The 12,166-nt window shown below is 59.9% G+C and carries 12 protein-coding genes; 1 reads left to right on the top strand and 11 read right to left on the bottom strand.

The window, feature by feature from the left end; genetic code table 11:
• Position 1: 1 nt before the first annotated feature.
• Entirely contained in the window at positions 2-487 is a 486-nt protein-coding gene (locus CFBP5499_RS21900; RefSeq protein ID WP_080828299.1) for an MgtC/SapB family protein, read from the bottom strand.
• 170 nt (positions 488-657) lie between these two features.
• On the opposite strand from CFBP5499_RS21900, the gene CFBP5499_RS21895 reads away from it, so the two are divergent.
• On the top strand, positions 658-1,158 hold the full coding sequence (locus CFBP5499_RS21895) for a ferritin-like domain-containing protein (protein ID WP_080828300.1): 501 nt from the start codon (positions 658-660) through the stop codon (positions 1,156-1,158).
• Positions 1,159-1,231: 73 nt separating this feature from the next.
• Here the strand turns inward: CFBP5499_RS21895 and CFBP5499_RS21890 are convergent, their stop codons facing one another.
• From CFBP5499_RS21890 to CFBP5499_RS21845, 10 genes are all read right to left on the bottom strand, one after another.
• Positions 1,232-3,568: a glucose/quinate/shikimate family membrane-bound PQQ-dependent dehydrogenase gene (locus CFBP5499_RS21890; protein ID WP_080828302.1), complete on the bottom strand. Its 2,337-nt coding sequence runs from the start codon at positions 3,566-3,568 to the stop codon at positions 1,232-1,234.
• A 95-nt stretch (positions 3,569-3,663) separates the two neighbouring features.
• Positions 3,664-4,005, bottom strand: a complete 342-nt coding sequence (locus CFBP5499_RS21885; RefSeq protein WP_080828303.1) for a hypothetical protein — start codon at positions 4,003-4,005, stop codon at positions 3,664-3,666.
• A gap of 73 nt (positions 4,006-4,078) precedes the next feature.
• Complete coding sequence (locus tag CFBP5499_RS30135; RefSeq protein ID WP_158523294.1) at positions 4,079-4,258, bottom strand: hypothetical protein; 180 nt, start codon at positions 4,256-4,258, stop codon at positions 4,079-4,081.
• Positions 4,259-4,533: 275 nt separating this feature from the next.
• Positions 4,534-4,776 (bottom strand): helix-turn-helix domain-containing protein, encoded by a 243-nt coding sequence (locus tag CFBP5499_RS21875; RefSeq protein WP_256387191.1) that lies wholly within the window; start codon positions 4,774-4,776, stop codon positions 4,534-4,536.
• Positions 4,777-4,958: 182 nt separating this feature from the next.
• Positions 4,959-5,744 carry a 3-hydroxybutyrate dehydrogenase gene (locus tag CFBP5499_RS21870; RefSeq protein ID WP_080828305.1) on the bottom strand — a complete coding sequence of 262 codons (786 nt, stop codon included), beginning with the start codon at positions 5,742-5,744 and terminating at the stop codon, positions 4,959-4,961.
• A gap of 4 nt (positions 5,745-5,748) precedes the next feature.
• On the bottom strand, positions 5,749-7,704 hold the full coding sequence (locus CFBP5499_RS21865) for an acetoacetate--CoA ligase (RefSeq protein ID WP_080828306.1): 1,956 nt from the start codon (positions 7,702-7,704) through the stop codon (positions 5,749-5,751).
• Positions 7,701-8,585 carry a 3-hydroxyisobutyrate dehydrogenase gene (gene mmsB / locus CFBP5499_RS21860; RefSeq protein ID WP_080828308.1) on the bottom strand — a complete coding sequence of 295 codons (885 nt, stop codon included), beginning with the start codon at positions 8,583-8,585 and terminating at the stop codon, positions 7,701-7,703. Before mmsB ends, CFBP5499_RS21865 begins: the two co-directional genes overlap by 4 nt.
• 13 nt (positions 8,586-8,598) lie before the next feature.
• Positions 8,599-10,194 carry a GMC family oxidoreductase gene (locus CFBP5499_RS21855; RefSeq protein ID WP_080828309.1) on the bottom strand — a complete coding sequence of 532 codons (1,596 nt, stop codon included), beginning with the start codon at positions 10,192-10,194 and terminating at the stop codon, positions 8,599-8,601.
• Between the two features lie 75 nt (positions 10,195-10,269).
• On the bottom strand, positions 10,270-11,277 hold the full coding sequence (locus tag CFBP5499_RS21850; RefSeq protein WP_080828311.1) for a branched-chain amino acid ABC transporter permease: 1,008 nt from the start codon (positions 11,275-11,277) through the stop codon (positions 10,270-10,272).
• 1 nt (position 11,278) lies between these two features.
• Entirely contained in the window at positions 11,279-12,166 is an 888-nt protein-coding gene (locus CFBP5499_RS21845) for a branched-chain amino acid ABC transporter permease (protein ID WP_080828312.1), read from the bottom strand.

Below are 12,166 nucleotides of genomic sequence, written 5' to 3'. Positions count from 1 at the left end.
TTCAATCATCCTTGATGCCGGCCGCCACCTGCAGGCGGCGGAGCGTCCACAGGACAACGATACCGGCGCCCGCGGCAACAAGGGCGAGTGGCCACATGCCGAGACCGGCGGAAAGGCCGATTGCCGCAGACAGCCACATGCTGGCGCCGGTCGTCAGGCCTTTGACATTGCCTCTGGTATAAACGACCACGCCCGCCGCAAGAAAGGCGATGCCTGCCGTCACGGCTTCCACCAGCCGGATGGGATCGAGCCGCGCCGCCTCATGGCCTTCCGCCATCGTTTCCATCATGTGGATGGTGATGATGCAGAAGGTGACTGCGGCAAGGCCGATCAGCATGTTGGTACGCAGACCGGCGGTATTCTTATGGAATTCCCGCTCCAGACCGATAAGGCCGCACAGGATGACCGCGCCGAACACGCGCACCAGCAGCACCTCGAAGGGGATGGAAATATTCATGGAAAATTCTTCTGCCAGACTTTGGGGCATTATCGCACTCCTCCCGGATTTGCTCACACTAAGTTCGCAAAGGCGGGTTTGTTCCGCGCGTGCAATATAAACGTTGCGCACAACCAACCCGGAACCATAGGACCGGTAAAAAGTTTGTTTCCGGTGCGCATGAGCGCACGTCATCCATTCACTTCATGGGAGAAGGAACAATGGCCGAGAAGAAACTCGACGACCTGTTTTACGATACGCTGAAGGATATCTATTATGCCGAAAGGCAAATCCTGAAAGCCCTGCCGAAAATGGCCCGGGCAGCAACCGACCCGAAGCTGAAACAGGCTTTTGAAAAGCACAAGGAAGAAACCCAGGGCCACGTCGAACGCCTGCAGGAGGTGTTCGAGATCATTGGCAAGCGGGCACAGGGCAAGACCTGTGAAGCCATTCAGGGCATCATCGCAGAAGGTGAAGAGATCATCGACGATTTCAAGGGCACGCCAGCACTCGATGCCGGTCTCGTTTCCTCGGCACAGGCGGTCGAGCACTATGAGATCGCCCGCTACGGCACGCTGAAAGCCTGGGCGGAAAAGCTGGGCCACACGAAGGCGGTCTCGCTGCTGGATGCCACGCTCAAGGAAGAGACAAAGACCGACGAGGCGCTGACCATGCTTGCCAAGACCTCGGTCAATGCCGCTGCGGAGAAAAAGGCGGCGTAAGGCGCGCGGCCCCAAAACAAAAACCGGAATGGTCACCCATTCCGGTTTTTTTGTGCGTGAAAGCCCGAGGACCTTACGGCAGCGTATAAGCGATCACGTAATCACCAGGCTTGGTTCCAACCGAACCGTGGCCGCCTGCGACCATCACCACATATTGCTTTCCGTTTTCAAGCGAATAGGTCATGGGCGTTGCCTGACCGCCGGCCGGCAGACGCGCTTCCCAGAGCTGCTTGCCAGTGGTGAGATCATAGGCGCGCAGATAGTTGTCGACGGCTGCACCGAGGAAGGCGACACCGCCCTTGGTGATCATCGGCCCGCCAATACCCGGCACGCCCACCTTGAAGGGCAGCGGCAGCGGCGTCATGTCATAGACCGTGCCGTTCTTGTGCTTGTAGGCGATATCGCCGGTCCGCAAATCGGCACCCGCGACATAACCCCATGGCGGCGCCTGGCAGGGGATTTTCAGCGGACCAAGGAACGGTCCCATGAAGACACCATAGGGTGCGCCGTCATTGCGGTTGAGGCCCTGCTCGCTGCCCTTTTCGTCCTGTCCCTTCGGCGGAATCTCGGCACGCGGCACGAGCTGCGAGGTGAAAGCGAGATAGGTCGGCATGCCGAACATCACCTGACGCTCGGGATCGACCGCAACGCTGCCCCAGTTGAACGTGCCGAAATTGCCGGGATAGATGATCGAGCCGTTGAGCGAAGGCGGCGTATAGCGACCCTTGTAGTTCAGCTGATGGAAGCGGATGCGGCAGGCGAGCTGGTCGAACATGGAGACGCCCCACATGTCCTTTTCCTTCAGCGGCTCCGGCTTGAAGGACAGCGCCGTCGTCGGCTGCGTCGGGGAGGTGAAGTCCTCGGGAATGGCGCCGGTCGGTGCCGGTTCTTCCGTGATCGGCAAAAGCGGCTCACCCGAGCGCCGATCCAGCACATAGATATCACCCTGCTTGGTGGGGCCAACGAGGGCGGGAACCGTCTGGCCATCCTTGGTGATGTCGAGCAGTACCGGCTGGGCCGGCACGTCCATGTCCCAGAGATCGTGATGGACCGTCTGGCGCACCCAGCGGTCTTTGCCCGTATTGATATCGAGCGCGACAATCGAGGAGGAGTATTTCTCCACATTTTCGCTGCGGCCCATGCCGAGCTGGTCCGGAACCTGATTGCCGAGCGGGACGTAAATGAGGCCGAGACCTTCGTCATAGCTCAGCACCGACCAGCTGTTGGGCGAGTTGGTCGTATAGGTCTCACCCGCCGCGATCGGCTCGGTCTTTTGCGGATTGCCGGAATCCCAGTTCCAGATGAGCGCGCCGCTATTCACATCAAAAGCACGGATGACGCCCGACTGTTCCTGCGTGGAATAGTTGTCGTTTACCGCACCACCGATGATGATCTTGCCCGCAGCGATGACCGGCGGCGAGGTCGAATAATAATAGCCGGCGGGATTGTATTTCATGCCCTGTTCAAGATGCAGCACGCCCTGATCTGCAAAGGAGGTGCAGACCTGACCGGTGGCCGCATCAAGCGCGATCAACCGCGCGTCCGAAGTCGGCAGGTACACACGCTCGGCGCAGGCCGTGCCGGCAGCGGCATTCGGCTCTGCATAATAGGAAACGCCACGGCACGTCTGGTGCTGGCGGTCCGGATTGAGACCGACATTGGGGTCGTATTTCCATTTCTCCTTGCCGGTGGCGGCGTCGATGGCGATCGCCCAATTATGCGGTGTGCAGATGTAAAGCGTATTGCCGATCTTGAGCGGCGTGACCTGATAGGTGGTTTCGCCCACATCGTCAGGCAGCTTTACGTCACCCGTCTGATAACGCCAGGCTTCCTTCAGCTGAGAGACATTGTCGACATTCACCTGGGTCAGCGGCGAATAACGCTGGCCATAGGGCGTGCGGCCATATTGATGCCACTCACCATCAGGCACATCGCCGCCATAGACCGGTGCCGCAGACGCCGTCTCCTGCGGAAGCGAACCCGGCTGATCATGCGGGTCCTGCGCCATGGAATATCCCGCGACCACAATGGAGGCGAGAACGGACAGCGCCAGCGGCCAGGCATTCGGGCCATAGCTGAGCCCCGTCGGGCTGGAAAAACCGAGCGGTTTTCTGACCCATGGCACCAGCAGCCAAAGACCGATGACGATGATGATGCCGCCGCGCGGTCCAAGCTGCCACCAGTCGAAACCGACTTCCCAGATCGCCCAGGCGAGCGTTGCGACGATGAAGAGAGCATAGACGTGAAGGGCGGCGCGATTGCGCTTGAACAGCAGAACGGCCGTCAACAGGAAGGCCAGCCCGGAAAGGACATAATAAAAGCTCCCGCCCAACATGACGAGCTGAGAGCCGAGACCGAACAGCGCAAGGCCGATCAGAGTGAGAATGACTGCAGTGACCGTGACTGCCATGAATGAAACCCCCGATTCCTGTCACTTTGTGTGAAATGAAATCGGGCGCAATCTGGTTCCATACAAATTCTCATCATGAGAATTTCACGCCATGGTTATGGATTTTGCGGTGCCCCGGTCGAATCCTGCGGCGTGGGGTTGGTGTCGGTCGATGCTGGTGGTGCGGCGCGGCCATTGGCAGGATTGTTGTCGAACGTGCCTGATCCCGACGGCTGCTGCGGCACCGGTGCGGTCTCGGTCTGCGGGTTCTGCGGCAGGTTCTCGTCGGGTTCGAAAACCGAATATTCGACGACAGCCCACACGATCAGTGCAAGCAATACGCTGACGATCAGAATGACGAGGACGGGGCGTCCCCTTGATCCTTGCCGCGCGCGCGTGGCGGTCTCGCTTTTCGGCGCATCCTGACCGTGGAGATAGCTGGCGTTTTCTCTGCCCATGTCTTTCACTCCTCTAACCCTTTAGGATTTAATCCCGGGGTCACGGTTTTGTTCCAGAAGCAGAAGAGCGGCCTTAACCGCACTCGACCGGCAAACGGGATCGGTTTGAACCGTCACAATCCGCCACATCCACCGCGCTGAAGCTTTGCCCGAGACCGAGCCAGGAGACCGGCTGCCGGGCTTCGTCCTCACCCATTTCCGACGGATAGTCTGCGACACTGTCGGAACTCGCCAACGGCAAGGGTGGTGTCATGCTCCGAAATTCGGAGCCGGAATTGACAAAGGAAAGGTATCTTTTCACCACGCGGCGCCATGCGCGCCAGAAGGTCAACAGGTCCAGAAAAGCAGGCATTCTCAGCATCATGATCATCAGGCAATATATTCTGTAAAAATAATATGCGCAGTCTGGCATGCCGAACGCCCACGCGCATCCCCGTTGCAGCGCAACTGCAGCGAATGGTCGGATTGTGCCAACAAACCGTCATAAAGTGTCAGGTCGGACCCAACCGATCAGGATCAGCGACCCAGCTACACGATCCAGCGCGTCCATTCCTCACTGTCCGGTTTTATAATATCCGACGTGACGTCACGGTTTTCCGACTCGAAATGCCGCATCTGGCGCGGTGAAAGGCCAAAGGTCTTTTTGAAGGCGCGGCTGAAATTTTCCGGATTGGTGAAACCATAGGCAGCGGCCACATCGGCAATCGTCATATGGCCCGATTGCGGTGCCCGCAGGAAATCCATGGCGCGTTCAAGACGCCGATGGGTAATGCAGGCGGCGCGTATCGAAGCGCGATCGCGCCAGCGGCGCTTCCAAAGACCCTGTGTTCATCATGCCGCTTTTCCGTGAACGTCGCGCTGACCCCGCTGTCCATGAAAACTATATAGGATTGAAATCGCCTAACAATACGGGAAGGAGGCGAGACGGTTCGCTAAAGACGAGTGCGTGAAAATTATTTCGCGGTCCAGCCGCCATCGATGGAAATCGTCGTGCCGGTGATGGAGCGCGCCATATCGCCTGCAAGATAAAGCGCCATTTCCGCCACTTCCTCCGGCTGAACGAACCGTCTGGTCGGCTGTGGGGCAAGCATCACCTTCTTCACCACCTCCTCTTCGCTCATGCCATGCACCCGCGCCTGATCTGCAACCTGAGCGGCGACAAGCGGGGTCCAGACATAACCGGGGCAGATGGCATTGCAGGTGATGCCAAGCTCGGCCACTTCCAGCGCGACGCTTTTCGTCAGCCCCACCACCGCATGTTTGGTCGCCACATAAGGTCCCTTGAAGGGCGAGGCGCGTAATCCATGCGCAGACGCGATGTTGACGATGCGGCCCCAGCCCCTTTCCTTCATGCCCGGCAGAGCCGCATGGATCGTATGGAAAGCGCTGTCGAGCGAGATCGCGGCGATGCGAGAAAAATCGGCAAAATCGAATTCGTCGATCGGCGCGACCTTCTGGATGCCCGCATTGTTGACCAGCACATCGATATGGCCGAATTCGGCGATGACGGCATCCGGTAGCTGCGCGCTCTCGTCATAATGGGCGAGATTGGCGGAAAAATAGACCGGCCGATGCCGCGCCACTTTCGCAACCGCTTCAAGGGCCTGAGCGCCCTCCTCCGTCGTCTCCACGCCATGCACCGCGACCAGAAACCCGGCTTCGGCAAAACGTTTGGCGATGGCGAGCCCGATGCCGCTGGTGGAACCCGTGACCAGCACGGTTTTCGGTTGATCCTCCATCGGCCTAGTCCTTCAGCTGCGGCAGGTTGCGGAAAAGTTCGAGCGATTCCGGATTGGCGAGCGCATCGGCATTCTTCACCGGTCGGCCATGAATGGTATCGCGCACCGCGATTTCGGAAATCTTGCCCGAACGGGTGCGGGGAATGGCGCCGACGGCGATGATCCGCGCCGGCACATGCCGCGGCGTGGCGCCCGAACGGATGCGGCTGCGGATGATCTTTTCCAGCTCTTCCGTGAGGGTGGCACCACCCTTCATGCGCAGGAAGAGGATGACCCGCTGGTCTCCGTCAATATCCTGCCCGACGGCAATGGCCTCCTCGACATCAGGCACGGTTTCCACCTGCCGATATATCTCAGCCGTGCCAATACGCACCCCGCCGGGATTGAGCGTCGTGTCCGAACGCCCATGGATGACATAACCGCCGGACGGACGCAGTTCGGCAAAATCGCCATGCGCCCAGATGCCGGGGAAACGATCGAAATAGGCGGCCTGATAGCGCGAGCCATCCTCATCGCCCCAGAATTTGACCGGCATGGAGAGATGGGCATTACGGCAGACGAGTTCACCGGCAACGCCGGGAACGGAGCGGCCTTCATCATCGAGCGTATCGATATCCATGCCGAGCATCGCGCCCTGCAATTCACCGCGATGGACCGGCTGCAGCGGATTACCGCCGAGGAAACAGGCGCAGATATCCGTGCCGCCGGAAATCGAGGCGAGATGCACATCCGCCTTCCAGTCGCGATAGATGTAATCGAAGGATTGTGGAATGAGCGGCGAGCCGGTGGAGAGGATCGTTCTGAGCGATGAAAGATCGTGGCTTTCGCGCGGCTTCAAGCCTGCCTTCAGGCAGGCATCGATAAACTTGGCCGAGGTTCCAAAGGTCTCGATCCGTTCGGCATCGATGAGATCGATCAGCCGCGCAGGATTTGGATAGCCCGGGTTACCGTCATAGGTAACAAGCGTCGCGCGGAGTGCCAGACCGGAGACCTGCCAGTTCCACATCATCCAGCCGCAGGTGGTGAAATAGAAGAAGCGTTCACCCTCCTGAATATCGCATTGCAGTTTCAGCTCCTTCATGTGCTGAAGAAGCAGACCGCCGCCGGAATGGGTGATGCATTTCGGCTTGCCTGTTGTGCCCGAGGAATAAAGGATGGCCAGCGGCGCCTTCACAGGCAGACGGTTGAAGGCAATCTCACCCGCCGCATATGGCGCGACGAAATCCGCGAGCTTCACACAGCGGAGATCGGCAAGGCCAGCGGGAACGGCGTCGCCGATCAGCACGATCTTTTCAGGCCTCGCACTTTCCGCCACGGCGCGGATAGTCGGGCCGACATCGATGCGTTTGCCGGCATAACCATATTCCGGCACGGCGAGGAGGACTTTCGGGTCGATCTGCGACAGGCGGTCGGAGGCACCCGCCGGGCCGAAATCCGGCGAGCAGGAGGACCAGATGGCTCCGATAGCGCTCACGGCCAGATAGCTGACAATCGCCTCGATATCATGGGTGACGATGGCGCCGACGCGGTCGCCCTCCTGCACACCCGCATGAACGAGCGCCTGCACCATGCGGGACACGTCGTCATAAAGCTCTTTGCGGCTTATCTCGCGCCGTGTGCCATCATCGCGATGGGCGATGATGGCGAGCCGCTCATCGGCATCGCGCAGCAGATTTTCCGCATAATTGAGCCGTGCGCCCGGATAAAACTCGGCGTCCCGGATCGTCGCGCCGGGTTTGAATGCCGCTTCGCCGCGCGTACCGATAATGCCGAGCTCATCCCATAGCGCATCGTAAAATTCATCCGGGGCGTCGATGGACCACCGCAACATACCCGCATAATCATCGGCGGCCAGCCCGTGCAGCGGCGCGGTTTTCGCCGCGAATGCAAAAAGCGCCGAGCGCTCCCGCCTTTCCCGCGACGGCGCCCACAGAATATCTGATGGCATGGCCTCCATCATGCTTCGCCTCCGCGCAGCATTTCGACAATGGCGGAAAAATCGCGCTCACCGCCACCTTCGCCGACGAAGTTTTCATAAAGCGCCGATGCCGCAGCCCCAAGCGGAGTGGAAACACCCGTGCCATTGGCCGCTGCCTGCGACAATTTCAGATCCTTCAGCATCAAGGCCGCAGCAAAACCCGGTTGGTAGTCCTTGTTGGCAGGCGATGTCGGCACCGGCCCCGGCACTGGGCAATAGGTGGTGAGCGACCAGCATTGCCCCGAGGAAGTGGAGGCAACATCGAACAGCGCCTGATGCGAAAGCCCAAGCTTTTCACCGAGCACGAAGGCTTCTGAAACCGCGATCATGGAAATGCCGAGGATCATGTTGTTGCAGATCTTCGCCGCTTGACCATTACCGCCCTTGCCGCAATGCACGATCTTCTTGCCCATCGCCTCCAGCACCGGCTTTGCCGCCGAGAAAGCCTCCGCCTCGCCGCCGCACATGAAGGTCAGGGTGCCGGCTGCCGCGCCACCCGTGCCGCCGGAAACGGGGGCATCGACCGAGGGGCAACCGGCGGAAGCGGCAAGGTCATGCGCTTTCAGCGCGCTTTCCATATCCACCGTCGAGCAATCGATAAGCAGCGTTCCAGCGGAGACCTTTCGAACCAGATCGCCATAGACCGAAACGACATGTTCACCCTTCGGCAACATGGTGATGATCACTTCCGCCGCGTCGGTCGCTTCGGCAGAATCCACTGCCACGGGAATGCCGGCCTCCTTCGCCGCCGCACGGCAGGCTTCGGAAAGGTCGTAACCCCTGACGGTGTAACCCGCCTTGACGAGATTGGCGGCCATCGGCAGGCCCATATGTCCCAGCCCGAGAAAAGCGACGGTCTTCATCGGAGCGCTCCTTTCAGCGATTATCCGCAAGGATCATGTCGGCGGCCTTTTCGGCAATCATGATCGTCGGGGAATTGGTGTTTCCGGAGGTGATGCGCGGCATCACCGAGGCGTCGGCAACGCGCAGCCCCGCAAGCCTGCGGAGTTTCAGCCGCGCATCGACAACGCTCTCCGTATCCGACCCCATGCGCAGCGTGCCGACGGGGTGGAAGATGGTGGTGCCGATATCGCCCGCCGCCTTGGCGAGATCATTGTCGTTTTCGAACGACGGACCGGGCCGGTATTCCTGCGGGTTGAAGCGGGAAAACGCCGGCTGGGCGACGATGCGACGCGTCAGCCGCATGGAATCAATTGCCACCTGGCGGTCGCCTTCGGTGGAAAGATAGTTCGGGCGGATTTCCGGCTGCATGGCGAAATCCGGTCCTTTCACATGCACTGAGCCCCGGCTTTCCGGCCGCAGATTACAGACACTCGCGGTAATGGCCGGAAAAGTGTGAACCGGATCACCGAACTTGTCGAGTGAAACCGGCTGGACATGATATTCCAGATCGGCGGTTTCCTTTTCCGGCGAAGAACGGGTGAAAACACCAAGCTGGCTCGGCGCCATCGACATCGGCCCGGAGCGCGTCAGCGCATATTCAAGGCCGATCCGCGCCTTGCCGAACAGGGTGGAGGCCCGTTCATTCAGCGTCAGGACGCCGGAGACCTTATAAACCATGCGCAATTGCAGATGGTCCTGCAGGTTCTCGCCCACGCCCTGAACTTCCGCCACGGTGTCGATACCGGCGGCCTGAAGCACGTCGCCACGGCCGACACCGGAAAGCTCCAGAATATGCGGTGAGCCGATCGCCCCGGCTGACAGCACTGTCTCGCGCCGTGCACGCATCTTTTTCAGGACGCCGTCATGGTGAAATTCGACGCCCGTAACGCGGCCCTCCTCGATGATCAGGCGCTTGACATGCGCCTTGGTCAGAACCGTAAGATTCTTGCGGCCGAGTGCCGGCTTCAGAAACGCCTTGGCCGTATTCCAGCGCCAGCCCGAACGCTGGTTGACGTCGAAATAACCCGCACCCTCATTGTCGCCCCGGTTGAAATCGTCGGTCGCGGGAATGCCGGCTTCGCCTGCCGCCTTCTGGAAGGCATCAAGCACATCCCAGCGCACGCGGGCTTTCTCCACCCGCCATTCGCCGCCGCTGGAATGCATGTCGTTCTTGCCGCGGTAAAAATCCTCCGACTTCAGGAAATAGGGCAGGATGTCGCTCCAGCCCCAGCCCTCGCAGCCCAGCTGGCGCCAGACGTCATAGTCGCGCGCCTGACCACGCATATAGATCATGCCGTTGATGGAGGAGCAGCCACCCAGAACCTTGCCGCGCGGATAGATCAGCGCGCGGCCGTTGAGCCCCGGCTCTTCCGCCGTCTTGAAACACCAGTCCGTGCGCGGATTGTTGATGCAATAGAGATAACCGACGGGAATATGGATCCAGTGGTAATTGTCATTGCCGCCGGCTTCCAAAAGCAGGACGCGGTTGTTCGGATCCTTCGAAAGGCGGTTGGCGAGAACGCATCCGGCACTCCCCGCTCCGATGACGATATAGTCATAGTCCCCCATGCTCTTCTCCATACGCCACCCTTGCCGCGTCGTCCCTGACGCGGGGGTGGCCTTTTCCAGTGTTTTCAAAAATGTCTAGCCGCGGTGCTGGAAGCCGAGTTTTCTCCCAAGCCGCGACGCGTAAAACTCGCCGATCAAACCGCGCCGGAACACCAGAACGCAGGCCATGAACACAAGGCCGGTAATGATGGTGACCGGAAAATCCGATGTCGCGAGATAGTTCTGCAAGGTGACGACGAGGCCCGCGCCGAAGATCGGGCCGATCATCGTGCCGATGCCGCCGAGCAGCGTCATCAGAATGACCTCGCCGGACATCTGCCAGGTGACGTCGGTCAGCGTCGCAAACTGGAAGACCAGCGCCTTCAGCCCGCCCGCAAGACCGGCAAGCGCCGCCGACATGACGAAAGCACCGAGCTTGTAGCGCTGCACACTGTAGCCCAGCGAAATGGCGCGCTGCTCGTTTTCACGGATGGATTTCAGGATCATGCCGAAAGGCGAATTGACGAAGCGCCAGATGATCAGAAGAGCGAGCACGAAAAATGCCAGCACCGTGTAGTAGATGTTGAGCGGCGCGTTAAGATCGAGAAGGCCGAAGAGGTGGCCGCGCGGCACGCCCTGCAAGCCATCCTCGCCATGGGTAAACGGTGCCTGAAGGCAGAAGAAATAGAACATCTGCGAAAGCGCCAGCGTGATCATGGCGAAATAGATGCCCTGGCGGCGGATGGCGAAAAAGCCGATGACGAGACCGAGAAGGGCCGCACCCGCCATGCCGATGACAAGACCGATCTCCGGCGTCACGCCCCATTCTTTCACCGAATAGGCGGTGAAATAGGCGGCACCGCCGAAAAACGCCGCATGGCCGAAGGACAGCAGCCCGGTGTAACCGATCAACAGATTGAAGGCGCAGGCAAACAGCGCAAAGCACAGGAGCTTCATCAGAAAGATCGGATAAACGAACATCGGCGCGGCGATGAGGACGGCAAGCCCCGCAACAATGAGGACAGTCTTGATGGTGCCGGCAGTCGCGGAAACTTCCGTCTGCGGCATCGCTCCGGCGGTGGGGCTATGGGTGGCTTTGGACATATCAGGCGTCCTTTCCGAAAAGTCCGGCGGGGCGGATGAGCAGCACAAAGGCCATGATGACGAAGATGACGATGTTGGAGGCCTCAGGGTAAAACACCTTGGTCAGACCTTCGGCGATGCCGAGCATGTAACCGGTGACGATGGCCCCCATGATCGACCCCATGCCGCCGACGACCACCACGGCGAAGACGACGATGATGAGGTTGGTGCCCATCAGCGGCGAGACCTGATAGATGGGTGCTGCCAGCACGCCGGTGAAGCCTGCAAGGCTGGCACCCAATGCGTAGGTCAGCGTCAGGAGCACCGGGACGTTGATGCCGAAAGCCTGCACCAGCGTCGGGTTTTCCGTCGCCGCCCGCAGATAGGAACCAAGCCGGGTTTTTTCGATCAGCGCCCAGGTGGCAAGGCAGGCGACCAGTGAAATGACGACAACGAAGGCGCGATAATTCGGCAGGAACATGAAGCCAAGATTGGTGCCGCCGGCAAGCTCGCGCGGCACCGAATAGGGCTGGCCGGCCGCGCCATAAAGCCAGCGGAACGTGCCTTCCACCACCAGCGCCAGGCCGAAGGTGAAAAGCAGACCGTAAAGCGGATCGAGATCATAAAGCCGCGACAGCAGGAAGCGTTCAACGATCGCGCCGAAAAGCGCAACGACGAGCGGCGTCACGACGAGCGCCGCCCAGAAATTGATGCCGAAATATTGCAGGCCGAGGAAGGCGACAAAAGCGCCGAGCATATATTGCGCGCCATGCGCAAAGTTGATGACGCGCAGCAGGCCGAAAATGACGGCAAGGCCGAGCGACAGCAAGGCGTAAAACGAGCCGTTGATGAGGCCGATCAACAATTGCCCGAGCAGGGCCTGAATTGGAATGCCGAAGATCATCGTCAT

This window comes from Agrobacterium tumefaciens, from assembly GCF_005221325.1.
Lineage (GTDB): Bacteria > Pseudomonadota > Alphaproteobacteria > Rhizobiales > Rhizobiaceae > Agrobacterium.
Note: the sequence above shows the minus strand (reverse complement) of the source record. Positions and strands in the feature narration are given on the sequence as shown.